Here is a 17,500-nt window from a genome sequence, read left to right as displayed (position 1 = left end):
TGAGGGGCGGAAGGCAGCAGTGCCCCGCTCCCGCGCCAGTGAGAAAGGGACTGGAGGGTAGGATCAACCGGTCTCCGTATGTCATTGCGAGGGCGTGCAGTGCCCGAAGCAATCTCCTGCTTCAACACGAACGAACGCTGAGGGCACATCATCTGCACACGAAGGAGATGGCTTCGCCGCGCGACGGAAACGAGGTGAAACGTCGGAATGGCCACGAAAATATACAAAAGCCACATAACAACCCTTGTGACGCTTGTGGCTTTTGGTGGCTATGCTCTTAGCCCCTCTCCCGCAGCGGGGTTGAGGGGCTAAGGGTGGGAGCACTTCCCCGCAGCAGTGACAACAGAATAGCCACGAACACACACAAAACACACATAAAACCTTTGTGACCCTTGTGTCTTTTGGAGGCTATTCCATCACATCTCTTGTGGCTTTTTGCGGCTACTCCATCTTCCATGGCGCCATTATGACCGAACTCGCCGAACAACCACTCACGTCTGACACACCGATCGCCGTCGCCGGCGCGATCTGGCTGGCACGGTTATCCAGCGCCGGCCTCGCCGAGAGCGATGACGATGACGAGCTCGATGAGGATACCCGCGAGCGCCAACGCCACCATGCGCGCCAGACTATCGCCAGCTACGAGACGGCGGTGCGCATCTTTACCCGCTGGGCCGAACGCAACGGGAAAAACCGGCTGGGTGATTTGCAGATCGGCGATCTGGTGGCATACGCGCGCGCGCTGCGCAAACGTAGCTACGACCTCTCGCAGCGAGCAGCGACGGCACGAGCCGGCAGCCAGAGCATACGGCTCTCTGAGCGCACGGTGCATGCCTACGTGCGCCCGCTGTTCGGCTTTCTGGCGCTGGCTGACTCGCAAGGAGCGATTCCGTTTCGCGTCGCCGCGGCTCGCCCCGAAGTGAGCCGGGTCTTGCCGCGCTTGCCTACCCCGATCGCACCCACTCCGCCCGATCTACGCCGGTTAGTGCGTTTTTATGACAAGCCAGCCGGCGAAGAGCGTGAGCGGCAGATGCTAACTCGCCTGCGCAACGCTGCGCTGCTGCACCTGCTCTTTTCCAGCGGGGCGCGCATCTCCGAGGCGCTCAGCCTCGATGTGGGCGATGTAGCGCGCGACCGGCGCATCTTGGCGCGGGTGATCGTGCGCGGCAAAGGCCGGCGCGAAGGCACCCTCTTCATCCGCAAACACGCCGAACAAGCGCTGCACCGCTACCTCGCCGCGCGAAACTGGCCGCCGGCCCGCGAACCGCTGTTTGTCGCCTTCGATCCGCGCACCGGCGGCGGCAGGCTGTCGCGGATCAGCGGCTGGCGGATTGTCACCAGCGCAGCCAACGCGCTGGCCGATCAGCTCGTGTGGGAAGGCAAAGCTGATGAGGCTGAATTATTACGTCAAGTCACACCGCACACCTTCCGCCACTTTGTCGGCTATCATCTACTCAACGAAGGGGTTGCCCTCGCTGAAGTATCGCAAATCTTGCGCCACCGCAGCGTTGAAGTGACGCGCAGCTTCTACGCCAGCTACGCCGATGTGCAACTACAAGAGGTGCATGACCAGTTTAGCGCCGATCCGTGGCCGCTGGATGAATAGGGCACAGATTAGCACAGGTGTGACGGATTTTCATGGATCGGCCATCTGTGCCCATCCGTTTCATCCGGGTAGATCCGTATCCCAAGTTCATTCATATCTATTATGCAAGAAAATTGTTGTATAATACCAACTATTCGCGTCCCTGTTTGATCATCCCGGCATGCAGCAGAGCGGCTGTGTCCGGGCAGAGGAGTTGTTATGGCCGAGATCATTCCCCTGACGCCGGCCGGCGCCGAGGCCCCCGCCGAACCGTTTCGCGGCGGCGCGTGCAAGCTCCATCCGCAGACAATGTGCCCTGCGTTTGGTGCGTTGCGCGTGCTCACCCGGATTGAGGGCGCGCAGCCGGCAATGGTGACCGATACCGGCTGTCTGTACGGGTTGACGTTTGTCACCCACTTTTACGCGGCGCGCAAGAGCATCGTCGCGCCGGCGCTCGGCACGGCTGAGCTGTCGAGCGGCAAAGTGCAAGAGGCGGCCAACGCGGCGATTGCCGAAGCGGCGACGACGGCCAATACGTCGTTTATCCCGGTCATTTCGCTCTGCGTGGCTGAAACGGCTGGGTTGGCCGAGGAGCTGCTGCCGAAAGAGGTTGATGGCAAACCGGTGATTTTGGTGCGGGTGCCGGCCTACGCGATCCATTCCCACCCCGAAGCGAAGGATGTGGCGCTGGCGGCGGTGATGCGGCGGTTTGTCGATACCAGCGGCGAGCACGAACCGGGCACGCTGGCCCTGATCGGCGAGGTCTTTCCGGCTGATCCGTTGTTGATCGATGGCGTGCTGCGCAAGATGGGCGGACGGGTGGTAACGACCCTCCCCGGCCGGCACGTCGATGAGATTAAGCAGGCCGGGCGGGCAGCGGCAGTGGCGGCGCTCCACCCCTTCTACCGCGAGACGATCGGTGTCTTGCGCGAGCGGGGTGTCGCTGTGGTCAGCGGCGCGCCGATCGGCGCCGAGGGGAGCGCGGCGTGGCTGCGCGCCATCGGGGCGGCGCTCGACCTTGATGAAGATGTGGTCGAGCAGGTGGCCGCCGAAGAGGAAGCCGCCGCGCGCGGCTTTTTGGCCAGCAAGCCGCTGCAAGGCGCGACCATTCTCGTTTCCGGCTACGAGGGCAACGAGATGCTCTATGCCCGCTTGCTCATCGAGGGTGGCGCGCGGGTGCCCTATGTCAGCACCAGCATCGGACCGAGCGCCCTCACCGCCGCCGATGAAGCATGGCTGAAGGCCCACGGCACCGAGGCGGTGATCTACCGCAAGACGCTCGAAGACGATCAGGCGGCAATGGCGCGCTGGTCGTTCGATCTGGTGATCGGCACCACAACGCTGGCCGCCTACGCCAAAGAAAAGGGCATTCCGTCGGTCTACTACACCAACATTCTCAGCGTGCGCCCGCTCTTCCTCGCCGGCGGCATGGTCGCGTCGCTCAGCTTTGTGCGTGATCTGCTCAACCGCAAACCGATCTACGACCGCATGCTGGCGTTCTTCGAGGGTGATGAGGGCCGGGAGGCGAACCGATGAGCATTACCTTGATCCGTGATATTTCCGATACCAGCAGCTACTGGGGCGCGTCGTGGGTTTTTGGCTGCTTCCCCGACGTGCATATCGTGTGCGATGCGCCGATCGGCTGCTACAACCTGCTCGGTATGGCCGTCACCGATTATACCGATGCGCTGCCGCACATGGCCAACCTGACTCCGACCTCCATCCGCGAAGAGGATGTGATCAACGGCACGGCCAAGGCGCTGATCCGCACGATTGACGATCTGCGCACGATGGGGATGCTGGTAGGCAAACAGCTGCTAGTGGTTTCGACCGCCGAGAGCGAGATGATCAGCGCCGATCACACCCAACTAGTAGCGCAGATCGATCCCGAAGCGCGGTTCTTCTGGAGCCAATCACTCGAACAGGATGAGTGGACGGGACGCGAGCGAGCGTTATTGTTTGCGTGGGAACAGTACGGCAAACCATTTGTGCCGGCAGATGTCCAACCCCGCCCGCGCACGGTCAATATCATCGGCCCCTCGTTGGGATGTTTTAACGCGCCTAGCGACCTCTACGAACTCAAGCGGTTGATCACCGGCATCGGTGCCGAGATTAACCTCGTTTACCCCTACGAAGGCAGCATCGCTACCACTCCCAAGCTGGCGGAAGCGGCAGTCAACGTCGTGATGTACCGCGAATTTGGCCAAGGTCTGGCCGAAGCGTTGGGCCGGCCCTACCTCTTCGCACCGTTTGGCGTCTTTGGCACCACCGCCTTCCTGCGCGAACTCGGCCAACTGCTCGGCATCGACCCAGCGCAGGTCGAGGCGTTTATCGCCCATGAAAAGCGCACGACCCTACAACCGGTGTGGGATCTGTGGCGCGGCCCGCAGAGCGACTGGTTTGCCACCGTCGATTGCGCGATCGTCGCTGCGCGCAGCTACGCCGACGGTCTGCGCAGTTTCCTCGGCGACGAGTTGGGTATGAAGATCGCGTGGGTGTCGGGTCGGCCCCGCCGCGAAGACGAGCCGGACAACATCGAGATCCGGAAGCGGCTGCACGCCAAAGCGCCGGCGTTTGTGTTCGGCAGCATCAACGAGAAGATCTATCTGGCCGAGGCCAACGCTCGCGGCACCCACTACATCCCGGCCACCTTCCCCGGCCCGGTGGTGCGGCGCACAACCGGCACGCCGTTTATGGGGTATGCCGGCGCGGCCAACCTGATGCAAGAGCTGGTCAACCGCTTCTACGAGACGGTGATCAACTTCTTGCCAGTCGAGACGGTCACGCCGGCAGCCGGCGGCCCGCCCAAGCCGAGCGGGGCCGAGACCATGCCGTGGACGAAGGAGGCGACCGACCGGCTGAACGCGGCGCTCGACGCGGTGCCCTACCTTGCCCGCATCAGCGCCAGCCGCTCGTTGCGCGCCGCTGCCGAGCAAGCCGCCCGCGCGCGCGGTCTGAAAGAAGTCACGCTCGAAATCATCGAAGCGGCAATTGCTCAGGGAGCCGCCTCGTGATATGCTGAAAGCGGAGCGCGGTGGTCGGGCGAATGCACAGGTCTTAGGCACAGAGCGTTCGTGCGCAGCGGTCTGAGAACGCAATGTGTGGCTGCCGCTTTGGAGAGTGCGGGCCGCTGGCCCGCTAGTAACAGTACGTCGCTCCAAGCGGGCTGATGGTCCTCACCCCCTAGCCCTCTCTCCTGCCTCACGGCGAGAGAGGGAGATCCCCTAGATAGCGGGCAAGGGATTGCGGGAACGGAAGGCAGCAGCGCCCCTCGCCCACATAACGGGAGAGAGGCAGGGTGTGAGGATGAAATAGCGCTTCCCAAGGCCATAACCGCATCTACGCTCATGCGTTTTGCCCGCCCTTGAACGTGATAGGGGGAAGGGAACGCCTTATCACCGGCCACTAATGCCAGAGCCGGCCAGCGCTCCGCTTGACGCCACCGATCACGGGAATTGCGGAGTCTCTGCATGCATATCTTACTCACCAACGACGACGGCATCGACAGCCCCGGCCTTTGGGCGCTGGCCGGGGCCATGCGTGCCGCCGGCGCGCAGGTCAGCGTCGTTGCTCCCGCCGAAGAGCAGAGCGCGATGAGTATGGCGATGCCGCCGCAAGCGAATCGCGAACTGCGCGCCATCATCCCGCCCGCCGAATTCGATGGCCTGCTCGCCTTTGCCCATAACGGCTCGCCGGTCGCGTGCGTGACGATCGCTATGTTGAGCGGCGTGCTGCCACCGATCGACGCGGTTGTGTCAGGGATCAACCGCGGCCTCAACAGCGGCACCAACGTCATGCTCAGCGGCACCGTCGGCGCGGCCATGATCGGCGCGATGTGGGGCTTGCCGGCGATGGCGGTCTCACTGCAATACCGCGGCCCGGAACCCATGCCGTGGCACACCGCCGCCTACGCCGCCCAACGCCTCTTCCCGCTGCTGGCCCAGATCCGCGGGCAGGCGCCGGTCGTGCTCAACGTCAATGTTCCTCACGTCGCTTCACCTTCCGAACTACGCGGCTTTCGCCAGACCCGGCTCTCGGAATTCTTCTTCGGCCACTACCTCGACATCGCCCTCACCCCACCCGGCCCTGCCGAGCGCGCGCAGATTATGTTCCACTTTGCCCGCGAGCGCATCCCTGAATTCGCGCTTGACACCGACGACGGCGCAGTGCTGGCCGGTTACGTCTCGGTGACTCCGTTGCGACCAATGATCGACAGTAGTTCGGTACGGTTGGAATTACCAGACCAGTAAAAGCCACGGCGCGAAGTTGGCTGATCGCCCTTCGCGCCGTGGCTTCATCGGTCAGGGTGTAGAGCATCCGCCGCCATGACCGCCGGCAAAGAAGCGCAGCCATGCACCTTGCCTCACGGCACATACGGCGGCAGACCCATAACGACAAAGGTACCTCAGCACGCTTCATCACCAGATATTCAAACACTGACCGCGGGGGAAATTCTTCTAGACTAGCGCCACAACACGGGCCAAACGTGAAAACGCCACCCTCAGGATCCTCCAGTTGCACACCGATCAAGAAGTAATCATCACGCCATTTCAAGCTGCTTACGACTTGTCTGACCTTGAGACACCGGTGAACGTTGCACATGCCCTGCAATAGCGCCGGATAATCGGCAGGATCAACGTTGGGGACGTAGGCGATGATCGATTCATACGAACCGCCGAACAACTCAACGGCAGCCGCATAATCACCGCGGTGCAAGCGATCAAAAAACTCAATCAATGCCTGCTGGGCAAGCTGTTCGTCGGTAACGACCGGCGTGGGCAAAGCGGTAGCGAACACGGTTGGCGTGGGCAAAGCGGTAGCGATCGCGGTTGGCGTGGGGGGAAGCGCAACCGATTGCGCAGTACAAGCAAGCATGTTCACCATCACCATGCCGGCCAGCATAAGAGCTATGCGCTTATTCATAAAGCCTGCCTCGCGTAAACAACTGATGGCTTCTGATAAGGTTATCTGCTTCCGTTCCTCGATAGTCAATGAGCAGCAGCGCCACATTCAACGCCACGACCTCAACCGCCCGTTTGCAATATTTGCACCTTGCCCCTCACGCCGCGCTGTCGTAGAATAGAAAGAGTAACCGCATCAAACGCCTGCGGGCAAGGATAGAAATGTTCTATGGCTATTCGACGCATTCTCCGCATTGATGACGCCGAGGATCGCAAGATCCTCAAGATGCAGTGCCGCCCGGTCAAGCTGCCAGATCGCAATCTCAAGCAGTTGGTGGCCGATATGTTCGAGACGATGCACGCGGCCCATGGGGTTGGGCTAGCTGCGCCGCAGATCGGCATTCCGATCCAGCTCTGTATCATCGAAATTCCCGCCGAATACGAAGAACGCCCCGACGGCAGCCTCGTTGAAGTGGCACCGGCGGAACCGTATGTGCTGATCAATCCGCGTATCGTCAAGATGAGCGGCGAAGAGGTGATGCGCGACGAGGGATGCCTGAGCCTGCCCGGCTGGTACGGCATGGTGCCGCGCCAGACGTGGGTGACGGTCGAATTTCAGGATCTGAGCGGCAAACATCACCGGCTGCGCCGGGCCGACGGCTTGTTGGGTTGGGCCATTCAACACGAAGTCGATCACCTCAACGGCATCCTCTTCACCGAACGCATCCGCGACCTGAGCACATTGCGCGACATCACCAAAGAACGCGAACCGCAGCCGGCAGAAGCGCAGGGATAACGCAACCGCACCAAAATCGACCAGTATGGGGTACAGTAATGGCGCACCGGTGCAGTCTTGCAAGCCGAGCCACGAATGAAGGTAATGTTGCTGGCTTCGCCGATAGGGAATGGATCTCAATCCTTCCATCGGCAATTACACAGAACTACCCCATGTGGGAGGACGTGTTATGCGGATAGCGGTAGGCAGCGATGAAAAGAACTACCTCACCGATGCCCTAATCGCCGAATTAGAGCGGCGCGGATACGAGCTGATTCTCTTTGGGCCATTAGCCGGCGCTAGCGACCCGTGGCCCGACGTCGGGCGGGCCGTCGGCGAAGCGGTAGTCTCCGGCCAAGCCGATCAAGGGATTGTCTGTTGCTACACCGGCACCGGCGTCAGCATCGCCGCCAACAAGGTACCCGGCATCCGCGCCGCCCTCTGCCACGACGCGCAGACGGCAGCCGGCGCGCGCAAGTGGAATGACGCCAATGTGCTGGCGCTGAGCCTGCGCTTAACGACCTCCGAACTAGCCCGCGAGATGCTCGATGCATGGTTTGCCACCGAATGCCCGCCGGAAGAGCAGGCGACGATCGACCGGCTGCGCGCATTTGACCGGGTTGCTGGGGCATAGGAACCTCAGCGCGCACCGCTCCCGCTCTCGTGGGGGATTCTTTGCCGCGCGCTGCACGGCTCGCAATGACAAGCGGAGAGCAGGGCGTGCCCGCCTGTCATTGCGAGGGGGCGCAGCCCCCGAAGCAATCTCCCCCTTCAGCGCGAACGATGCCTGAGGAGACCTGTCCCGTGCTCGTGGGGGATTGCTTCGCCGCGCGCTGCGCGGCTCGCAATGACAATAGGAAAGGCGAAATATGCCCCGCTCGTAACATCCAGACCCATGGTATAGTACAAAAGGCAGCTCTTTACCAAGCCATGCCCCGGTTACAGCGCCGGGGCATGGATGTTCAAGGGAACGACATTGGCTCAGGCGTGAGGGCATTCCTGTGCGCCTGCACCATGAATGGCAATACACCTTTAGGGAGAACAGTATATGCAAGATATGCAAGGCAAAACGGTCATCGTGACCGGAGCCAATTCGGGGATCGGGTACGTTACGGCGCGCGAACTCGCCAAAATGGGGGCACGGGTGATGATGGTCTGCCGCTCACAGAGCAAAGGCGAAGCGGCGCGCCAGCAGATTATGAAAGAGGCGCCCAATGCGCCGCCGCCAGAGCTGGTGCTGGCCGATTTCGCCTCGCTGGCTTCGGTGCGCCGCGCCGCCGGCGCGTTGCTCGATCGCTGCCCGCGGATTGATGTCTTGGTCAACAATGCCGGCCTGTTCGTCTCTGAGCCGCTGGCCAGCGCCGACGGCTACGAACTCACCTTTGCCGTCAATCATCTCGCCCCGTTCTTGCTCACCAACCTGCTGTTGGAACGAATCATCGCCAGCGCGCCGGCCCGCATTGTCAATGTCTCATCGTATGCGCACGTCGCCGGCAATGTGAAAATTCCGCAGATCGCCTCGCCGCAACGCGGCAATATTGCGCAGGCTTACGGCGACTCGAAGCTGTGCAACATTCTCTTCACCAACGAACTGGCCCGTCGCTTACAGGGTGCCGGCGTCACTGCCAATAGTCTGCATCCGGGGGCCGTGGCCACTAACTTCGCCGCCGATGCGCGGGGCGCATTTGCGTTCTTCTTCCGGCTTATCCGCCCCTTTATGCTCACGCCCGAACAAGGCGCCGCGACATCGATCTATCTCGCCTCGTCGCCGGAAGTGGAGGGTATGAGCGGGTTGTACTTCGTGCGGAAAAAGCCGGCCAAAACCTCGGCGCGCGCCCAAGATGCGGCGCTGGCGCGCAAGTTGTGGGAGTTCAGCGAGCAGTTGGTGCGCGAAAAAGTGGCAGTGGCGTAGGCGGAAAGAACTTTACACGCAAAGACGCGAAGGCGCAGAGGGTTGTTTGGGGAGCGGGGGCTCAAGGGGGCCATATGCCTGCGTTGCCTTCGATTATCACTCTTTTAATGAGCCAGCAACAGCCCTTTGCGCCGCTGCGTTCAGGCATTTTCCCGTTGCAACGGCAACACGACCTTCACCGTCGTGCCACAGCCCGGTTCGCTCTGAAAATACAGGTGGCCGCCGTGGCGGGCCACAATCTCGCGCGAGATAGCCAACCCTAAGCCGGTGCCGCCGCCATCCGGCCACGTGGTAAAGAACGGCTCGCCGAGGCGGGCAATGGTCGCCGCATCTATGCCGATGCCGGTATCGCTGATCGTCACCATGATGGAAGTGTCATCACTCGCCGTCTGCACCGTCACCGTACCGGCATCGCGACAGGCATGGACGGCATTCATCAACAGATTGAGAAAGACCTGATTCAGTTCACCGGGATGACAAAGCAACGGCGGCACAACACCGTACTCTTCGCGAATCACGATCCGCGGTCCGCTCACAGCGCGCACCATGCGCACCGTGCTAGCCAACCCTTCGTTAACATCAGCCGGAACGAGCTGCGCCTCGTCGGGACGAGCAAACGCACGCAAGGCGCGCACAATCGCGGCAATGCGCTCGATCCCGATCTGGCTCTCGTGGATGGCGTCGTCCACATCGCGCCAGCCGAGATCATCAATGGGAGCAGTGCGCAACGAGGGCAGCCGTTCGGCCAGAAACGCGAGGTTGTTCGCGACATAGCCCAACGGCGTATTGATCTCGTGGGCCACGCCGGCTACCAACTGGCCAAGCGAGCGCATCTTTTCCGATTGCACCAACTGAGTCTGGGCCGCTTTCAAATCGGCATGGGCGCGTTCCAGTTGCTTGAGGGCCGCCTCGAGCCGCTGGTTCGTTTCAGCGAGCTGAGCCGTCAGCGCCACCGTGGGGTCAAGATCGAGACCGAGCGCCACGATACCGGTGATCGCTCCATGCGCGTCGCGGATCGGCCATGTGGTATAGCCGAGCAACCGCGGCGCAGCGCCGCCGCGGCGGTGAACGAGTTCCCAGTGCTGCACCCCGCCATCATGGATCGTCTGCGCAAGCATCGTCTGTGCTTTGGCAATGCTGAACGGATCGAGCAGCGTCACAAACTGCCGCCCGCACAGTTCAGCAGGAGCCATCCCGAAGAGCGCCGCCGCGGCTGCGTTGCAGTCGGCAATCCGTCCGCTTGGTTCTAGCAAGAAAGCGGCATACGGCGCTTGGGTTACGATTGCAGGCAACTCATTCATGGCTCTGCGCGGCCAGTCGGATCCGGTAGAAATTGACTAAATGGCCCATTAATTCGAGCAACATTAGCCGGCCCTCTTCCATATACACCGCGATCCGCTGTGGCGTTTGGCCGCGGCAAAGCTGGCGCAGGGCTTGGGTGTGAATTTCGATCAGATCGCGCGGGCCGGCCCACAATAAACCGAGCCGCTCGCTCAAGACCCGCAACCGGTCAGGCATCGAACGTTGGTCATGCAAGCCCCGCTGCTCGGCAGCCAAATCGAGCAAACTACGATAGGCGGCTACCAAATCGTCGAACGTCTCCGGCACACTCTGCGCCAGCGGACTGCCGATTGATGAAGTGCTGATCGGCGGCACCTCGCTCTCCCAACTGACCAGTTCGAGCGTCGTCAGGTAATCGGTCTGCAATTGATCGAGCATCTGGCGTAACATTGTCATCTGCGCCTGCGCTTCGCTAGCGGCGCGCCGCTCGTTCACCGCTGTCTGATATTCTTGCACCAACTGCTCAAGCTTCCGGCGAAGGGCGGCAATATCCCACGGTTTGGCCATAAAGCCATGCACCGAACCGAGGTTGAGGGCTTCGGCCAACGCCGCCGGATCGGTGTAGCCGGAAATGATAAAGCCGCGTGCATCAGGTTGCAATTCACGCGCCCGCGCCAGCAACTCGACCCCCGACATCGCCGGCATCCGCTGATCGGTGAGAATCACGGCAACTGGCTGCTGCTTGAGAATCTGCAAGGCCGTCTCAGCATCGGTTGCCGTGAAGACAGTGAAGCGATCACGCAATGAACGTGCCAGTGAACTAGTTACATTCGGATCGTCATCGACAATGAGCACTGCTGGGCGGTGTTCGTCACTAGCGTCAGTCATAGCGCGGCTCCTCGTCTATCCGATCGCGTCATACCCTTAGTAATGAGGTAAAACACTTCCCGATCAAACCGACAGTAATGCAATGGTAATCACAACGGTGTAAAACTAATACGCTATTCGCATCGTAAACGAATAATCATCGCCCATTACGCCCAACGCAAAGCCGTGCCAGCAACCGCGTTGCCCACCATCGCGACAACGCGTATGCTACAGCCGAATCATAGCCCTCACCAAAGGATCGGTCAAGCGCGTGGATCCGGCAGATAACATTATCCCATGATAAAATACAGCCGTGCGGATGGTTACACGCACCGGAAAGCCCGTTCGATATGCAAAACCACCCTTACAGCGTACTTGTTATCGATGATGATCCAAACGTTCGCGATATTCTGAGCGATTTGCTCAAACGCGAACGGTGTATGGTACGTACCGCCGCCTCCGGGATGAGCGGCATTGCCGCCGCGCACGAAACTCTGCCTGATCTCATCCTGCTCGATGTGATGATGCCCGATCTTGATGGGTTTTCGGTCTGCCGGATGCTACGCGACGATCCGCAGACGGCTGAAGTGCCGATCATTATGATTACGGCGCTCGATGATCGCGCCTCCCGGCTTGAGGGCGTCAAAGCCGGCGCCGATGAATTTCTCTCGAAACCGGTTGAGCATAACGAGTTGCGTTTGCGGGTGCGCACGATGCAGCGCATCAATCGCTACCGACGCCTGATCGAGGAGCGCGAACGGGCGGCGGCGCACGAACGCCAGCTTACTGAACAAGCCAAGCAGGCGGCGCAGGCGATTGCCGAAGCGTATGACCAGACCTTGATCGGCTGGTCGCGCGCGCTCGATTTGCGCGATAAAGAGACCGAGGGCCACTCACAACGAGTCGCGCAACTCACGATTGAGCTAGCCAAGGCGCTGAATATTCCCTCCGAAGAGCAGATCAATCTTTGGCGCGGCGCAATGCTGCACGATATTGGCAAAATCGGTGTGCCTGATTCTATTTTGCATAAACCCGGCCCCCTCACCGCCGAAGAGTGGGAGATTATGCGCCGCCATACCACATACGCGTATGAGCTGCTCTCACCAATTGCGTATCTTCGCCCAGCCCTCGATATTCCCTATTACCATCATGAAAAGTGGGATGGGACTGGCTATCCGCATGGCTTGCGCGGCGAGCAGATTCCGCTGGCGGCACGAATCTTCGCGTTGGTCGATGTGTGGGATGCGCTCACGAACGACCGGCCCTACCGTAAGGCGTGGACGCGCGAACAAGCCTGCCAGTATATTCGCGAGCAGGCCGGCAAGCATTTTGATCCGAATCTGGTTGATCTCTTCCTCTCGATCGCTGCGCCCGACCTAGTTGCTGCTCGCGAGCGGTAGCAGCGGCAAGCTATGAGAAGGATAGGACGAGTTACGGGCAAGGCCAAACTCACCCGTATATACCGCTCACTTACTGATCTGGGGCCAGAAAATCAACCGCCACATACCCTTCAAGGCCATCAGGGGTACGCACCGGTCGCCAGAGCCGATCTTCACCGGGGACATCATCACCAATCTGTTCGAGGCGGGTGCCGTCAGGCAAGGTTGCGATCGGCGGGTTAGTGCGATTGGGTTGCGGTCGCAGGAAAAGCCCTTGGCCGCCGGTATTCACCACGACAAAGAAACGCGGCGACGGGGGTGGCGCAGGTTGCGGCGCAGCATTGGCGCCCTCATTGCCAAGCAACGGGGTTGACTCACTGGTCGGCTGGGTGATCGCGGTTGGTTGCGGCTCGCCCAACGGCGCTTCCCGCCGATCACCGCGCAACAACGAGAGCGTCAGCATAAACATTACAACAATGAGTGCAAAGAAGGCAAGGAGATAGATCCATCCACGCACTTGCAGCCAACGCGGCAGATCATGCCAGATACTGTTGGTAGTTATGACAGAGCCACGACCACCTGCCCGTGGCGGACGCCAGTGCGGATTAGGAGCAGACGCATCTAACCGCTCGGTGCGCGACGTCTCGCGCTGGGATGGCACTATCTCTGACCGGCGCTCGACTTGGGAAGCGCGCCGTTCGCGCTCTTGACTCATGCCTGTCTCCTCCATTAACCCTGTCTTTACGTCATGATAGCACACTCGCCACTGGAATGCGGCAGTTAAACTGCCGCATTCCACATCACGCAGCTAACGCACTGCGTGCAAATAGGCCAGCAATGGTTGTAAATAGGGCTGAATCCCTTTGTAGGCCAGAATCGATGGTTCGACCTGCTGCAACAGGTTGGCGAGCGCCGCTGCCCATTGCCGATCGGCGGCGAGCCGCGCTATCGGCGCGACATAGGTGCGCACGGTAAACAACACGGCTGGATGACGAGCAAGGCGCACCAGCGTTTGCCGTTCGACCCGATAGAAGACACGCTCACCGGCATTTTCAGCGGTAATTGCCGCCTTTTCGCGATCGAGCGGGCCAAGCCGCGGCGAGAGGTCGAGATCGGGCAACACCACCAATGACCAGTTACGCCGCCAAACCGGACGCGACGGCTGGAGGCGCGCGATCAGTTGGTTCGTTGAGTCGGCTAAGCGCTCGCTAAATCGCGGTACTGGGCCGTGGATCGCGGCCATCGGTAATCCCATCTTCTCATCAAGACACCAGCGGTTGGGGAAGCAGAGCTGGCCGGCGATGAGCGGATGGCCGGCGGCTTCGTCAACTGCCAGTAAAAGCAGATCTTCTTGCACCTGCCGGCCTAGCCAATCGATCGGCCACAGATCGAGTTCGCCGCCGAGCCGGATCGTCGCCGTCTGCCCAAGCAGCCGGTTTTCCCAATACACGTCAGCGCCATGGCGCTGTACCACAAACCACTGCGGGTAACTGCGCACCAGTTCGGCCATCCCCCATTCCAACAGCTCCCACTGGGCCGGCAGGCTTGCTGGATACGCTTGCATGTAGTAGCGGTGATCGGCCTTCAATAACGCCTGTTTTAACGACAACTCGGCGTGATAGTGGGCAGGATCGACGTGAAACACCGGCGCGCCGTGCAGCGGGTAGGCGTTGACCCGCAAGACGTGCGGCGAGGGCATCACGAATGGATCAAACGGCCATGCTTCAACCATGCATCACCCCACTCGTCGCCCATGCTGCCAGCGCCCGAATGTGATCGGGTGTCGTCCGGCAACAGCCGCCGATCAAGCGTGCCCCGGCGTTGTACCACTGCCGGGCCTGCGCTGCGAAATCGTCCACTTCGGCAAGGCCGATCCAGCATTGGCCGACCGGATCGTACGCCTCGCCAGAGTTGGGGTAGACAACCACCGGCTTATCAGTGACCGATCGAATAGCGCGGATCAGATCAGCGATAAAGCGCGGCGCCGTGCAGTTGATGCCAATCGCCGCCACTTGCGGATGAGCAGCAATCTCGGCGACTACCTCAATGATTGGCTCGCCGCGCGAGGTATGCGCGCCATCGCGGGCGCTAAAGCTGATCCACGCCGTCAACTGGGGAAATTCGGGTAACAATGCCACCAATGCCCGAGCTTCATCCCAGCACGGGATCGTCTCGCAAGCGAAGAGATCGGGTTCAGCGGCGGCTAGCGCAGCCATACGCGGACGGTGAAAATCGATCAAGTCAGCTACCGCTAAGCCATACTCACCGCGATATTCTGAACCATCGTGCAGATACGCGCCATACGGGCCGATCGACGCCGCCACCAGCGGGCGGATGCGCTCGATCCGGTTGGCTGGTTTGGCCCAGAAGGCATCGCGAGCGGCGCGGGCCAGCGCCACCGAACGCTGCAAGAGGGCAATCGCCTCAGCCTCGCTCAGGCCACGCGCCATAAAGCCGGGGATGGTCGCCTGATAACTGGCTGTAATCGCCACGTCAGCGCCGGCGGCGAAATAATCGGCATGTACGGCTTGGATCAAGGCTGGGTTCTCGATCAACACCTTCGCCGACCAGAGCGGATCGGCCAGATCGCAACCGCGCCGTTCGAGTTCGGTCGCTAGCGCGCCGTCGAGGATCAGCAGCGGGCGCTGCGCTAACGCATCAGCAATCGGATTCATAACCGTATCCTTTGTTTGGATATAAACACGCAAAGACGCGAAGTCGCAAAGACATTTTGATAACGTTTGGCGATCAGAAATATGTTACGAATTTGCTGTTTTACTTACATTATGTCTTAGCGCCTTGGCGTTCCTGCAACCCGCGCAGCATACAAAACTTCACCACCTCGTGCCACGCCAGCGTCGCGCAGAGAAACAACCCCAGCCAGCCATCGCGCCAGCCGCCGAGCCGGATGTAGCGGCGGGTAAACTCGCGGGCCGGCGCGCCGATCAGGTTGCGCCAGCGCATGCGCCTGCCGGCGCGGTAGAACATGGTCGCTTCGGCGAAGGCGTAGCGGGCCTGCTTTTGCCACAACTCATCGAGCCGTTCGATGTTGAGGTGCAGCAGATGACCGCGCAGTGCGCCGGTTTCGCCGCGCAGCGTAGCGACTTCGTGGACGGCGACGCGCTCATCGAAATGCGCGGCCTCGCGGCGGAGCAGGCGCAGTTGGCAGTCGGGGTACCAGCCACCGCCGCGCAAGCGCCGGCCAAAGAAGAGGTTGTAACGCGGGATGCGGTAGCCGGCAATGTGATCCGGCGGGTCGCGCCGCAGCAGGGTCGCCAGTTCGACGAATAGCTCTGGCGTCAGCCGTTCATCAGCATCAATGAAGAGCACCCACTCGCCGCGACAACATTGCAGGGCGAAGTTGCGTTGGGCGCTAAAGCCGCGCCACAGCTCGATCAACACGCGCGCGCCGTGCGCGGCGGCGATCGCTGCGGTCGCATCGCGGGTCTGTGCATCGACAATAACCACCACGTCGTCGCTGAGACCGGCGACACTGCGCAGACAGCCGGCGATATGCCGCGCTTCATCGCGGGCGATGATCGCAATTGATAGGCAAGCCATATCAGAATAACGTCCCTTGCTGCGGCCCGCTCTCCTCATCGGGAAGCAGCGCGCGCTCCGGGTAGGGCAACCCCAGATGCTCGTAGGCGCGGCGAGTGGCGACGCGCCCGCGCGGCGTGCGCTGCAAGAAGCCGAGCTGTAACATGAATGGCTCGTACACGTCTTCGATGGCGTCAACCTCTTCGGCCAGCGCCGCCGCCAGTGTGCTCAGGCCGACCGGCCCGCCGTTGAACAGCTCGATAATCGCGCGCAACAACCGGCGGTCATTCTCATCCAACCCCAACTCGTCGATCTCAAGTTGGGCCAGCGCCGCTCGCGCCACCTCCAGCGTAATCGCGCCACCGGCCACTACCTGCGCATAATCGCGCACCCGGCGCAAAATCCGGTTCGCGATGCGCGGCGTCCCGCGCGCCCGCCGGCCAATCTCGCGCGCGCCTTCGGGACTGATCGGCACACCTAAAATCCGCGCTGAACGGCTGACAATCTCAGCCATCGCTGCATCGGAATAAAACACCAAGCGATGCACCGAGACAAACCGATCGCGCAACGGCGAAGTCAGCAACGCCAGCCGGGTGGTCGCGCCGATCACGGTGAAGCGGGGCAGACTGAGGCGCAAACTACGCGCCCCCGGCCCCTTGCCCACCACCAGATCGAGGGCGAAATCCTCCATCGCCGGATAGAGCACCTCTTCCACCGCCCGGTTCAAGCGATGCACTTCATCAATAAACAGCACATCGTGAGCCTGCAAGCTCGTCAAGATCGCCGCCAAATCACCAGCCCGCTCGATCGCCGGCCCGCTGGTAATCTTGATCTTGGCCCCCATCTCGTTTGCGATCACATTGGCCAGCGAGGTCTTGCCCAAGCCCGGCGGCCCGTAGAAGAGGGTATGGTCGAGCGACTCGTTGCGCCCGCGAGCGGCAGCAATTGCAATCCGCAACTGCTCGACGATCTTCTCTTGGCCGATAAACTCGCTCAGCGTGCGCGGGCGCAAGCTCTTCTCGACCTGCTGGTCGTCGCTGTCAGAATGAGGATTCACCAGCCGCTCGGCGCTCATGCCCATCCTTTCACCGCATTGTCGCACAGGTGTACGTATCTGGGCTGATTATACCATTGAATGAGGCAGGAAATGGTGAACGGGACACGGATTCACACGGATGTGACGGATTGGCGCGGGTTTATGACGTCATACCCGTGTCTATTTCAACAATATTCCATCAGCCGCTCACCAATCAGAAATTC

General features: G+C 61.1%; 15 protein-coding genes. 8 read left to right on the top strand and 7 right to left on the bottom strand.

Annotated features, from left to right (window positions below; translation table 11 throughout):
• The first annotated feature begins 466 nt into the window (after positions 1 to 466).
• The 7 genes from U9R61_RS01265 to U9R61_RS01235 all read left to right on the top strand — a co-directional run bounded on the left by U9R61_RS01265 (position 467) and on the right by U9R61_RS01235 (position 9,173).
• The gene (locus tag U9R61_RS01265) at positions 467 to 1,606 is read left to right on the top strand and encodes a tyrosine-type recombinase/integrase (protein ID WP_322487014.1); all 1,140 of its coding nucleotides are present in this window, start codon (positions 467 to 469) and stop codon (positions 1,604 to 1,606) included.
• Positions 1,607 to 1,804: 198 nt separating this feature from the next.
• Complete coding sequence (gene bchY, locus U9R61_RS01260) at positions 1,805 to 3,121, top strand: chlorophyllide a reductase subunit Y (RefSeq protein ID WP_322487013.1); 1,317 nt, start codon at positions 1,805 to 1,807, stop codon at positions 3,119 to 3,121.
• Positions 3,118 to 4,599 carry a chlorophyllide a reductase subunit Z gene (gene bchZ, locus U9R61_RS01255; RefSeq protein WP_322487012.1) on the top strand — a complete coding sequence of 494 codons (1,482 nt, stop codon included), beginning with the start codon at positions 3,118 to 3,120 and terminating at the stop codon, positions 4,597 to 4,599. The genes bchY and bchZ overlap by 4 nt, the downstream gene beginning before the upstream one ends.
• 456 nt (positions 4,600 to 5,055) lie before the next feature.
• Positions 5,056 to 5,835: a 5'/3'-nucleotidase SurE gene (gene surE / locus U9R61_RS01250; RefSeq protein ID WP_322487011.1), complete on the top strand. Its 780-nt coding sequence runs from the start codon at positions 5,056 to 5,058 to the stop codon at positions 5,833 to 5,835.
• Positions 5,836 to 6,715: 880 nt separating this feature from the next.
• On the top strand, positions 6,716 to 7,282 hold the full coding sequence (gene def / locus U9R61_RS01245) for a peptide deformylase (protein WP_322487010.1): 567 nt from the start codon (positions 6,716 to 6,718) through the stop codon (positions 7,280 to 7,282).
• A gap of 169 nt (positions 7,283 to 7,451) precedes the next feature.
• A complete protein-coding gene (locus U9R61_RS01240; protein WP_322487009.1) occupies positions 7,452 to 7,895 on the top strand; it encodes an RpiB/LacA/LacB family sugar-phosphate isomerase in 444 nt (147 codons plus the stop codon).
• A gap of 414 nt (positions 7,896 to 8,309) precedes the next feature.
• The gene (locus U9R61_RS01235) at positions 8,310 to 9,173 is read left to right on the top strand and encodes an SDR family oxidoreductase (protein WP_322487008.1); all 864 of its coding nucleotides are present in this window, start codon (positions 8,310 to 8,312) and stop codon (positions 9,171 to 9,173) included.
• A 140-nt stretch (positions 9,174 to 9,313) separates the two neighbouring features.
• Here the strand turns inward: U9R61_RS01235 and U9R61_RS01230 are convergent, their stop codons facing one another.
• Positions 9,314 to 10,474, bottom strand: coding sequence for an ATP-binding protein (locus U9R61_RS01230; protein ID WP_322487007.1), 1,161 nt, complete (start codon positions 10,472 to 10,474; stop codon positions 9,314 to 9,316).
• A complete protein-coding gene (locus U9R61_RS01225) occupies positions 10,467 to 11,342 on the bottom strand; it encodes a response regulator (RefSeq protein WP_322487006.1) in 876 nt (291 codons plus the stop codon). Before U9R61_RS01225 ends, U9R61_RS01230 begins: the two co-directional genes overlap by 8 nt.
• A gap of 329 nt (positions 11,343 to 11,671) precedes the next feature.
• Between U9R61_RS01225 and U9R61_RS01220 the strand changes: the two genes are divergently transcribed.
• The gene (locus tag U9R61_RS01220; RefSeq protein WP_322487005.1) at positions 11,672 to 12,721 is read left to right on the top strand and encodes an HD domain-containing phosphohydrolase; all 1,050 of its coding nucleotides are present in this window, start codon (positions 11,672 to 11,674) and stop codon (positions 12,719 to 12,721) included.
• 70 nt (positions 12,722 to 12,791) lie between these two features.
• On the opposite strand, the gene U9R61_RS01215 is transcribed toward U9R61_RS01220, so the two are convergent.
• The 5 genes from U9R61_RS01215 to ruvB form a co-directional block, all read right to left on the bottom strand.
• Entirely contained in the window at positions 12,792 to 13,415 is a 624-nt protein-coding gene (locus U9R61_RS01215; RefSeq protein WP_322487004.1) for an SH3 domain-containing protein, read from the bottom strand.
• 93 nt (positions 13,416 to 13,508) lie between these two features.
• Positions 13,509 to 14,432, bottom strand: coding sequence for a DUF3445 domain-containing protein (locus tag U9R61_RS01210; protein ID WP_322487003.1), 924 nt, complete (start codon positions 14,430 to 14,432; stop codon positions 13,509 to 13,511).
• Entirely contained in the window at positions 14,425 to 15,375 is a 951-nt protein-coding gene (gene mmuM, locus U9R61_RS01205; RefSeq protein WP_322487002.1) for a homocysteine S-methyltransferase, read from the bottom strand. Before mmuM ends, U9R61_RS01210 begins: the two co-directional genes overlap by 8 nt.
• Positions 15,376 to 15,484: 109 nt before the next feature.
• Positions 15,485 to 16,261: a glycosyltransferase family 2 protein gene (locus U9R61_RS01200; RefSeq protein WP_322487001.1), complete on the bottom strand. Its 777-nt coding sequence runs from the start codon at positions 16,259 to 16,261 to the stop codon at positions 15,485 to 15,487.
• A gap of 1 nt (position 16,262) precedes the next feature.
• Positions 16,263 to 17,315, bottom strand: coding sequence for a Holliday junction branch migration DNA helicase RuvB (gene ruvB / locus U9R61_RS01195; protein ID WP_322487000.1), 1,053 nt, complete (start codon positions 17,313 to 17,315; stop codon positions 16,263 to 16,265).
• Positions 17,316 to 17,500 lie beyond the last annotated feature (185 nt).

This window comes from Chloroflexus sp., assembly GCF_034431535.1.
In the GTDB taxonomy this organism is placed as follows: domain Bacteria; phylum Chloroflexota; class Chloroflexia; order Chloroflexales; family Chloroflexaceae; genus Chloroflexus.
The sequence above is the reverse complement of the archived record's forward strand: the minus strand, read 5'-3'. Positions and strand labels throughout refer to the sequence as shown.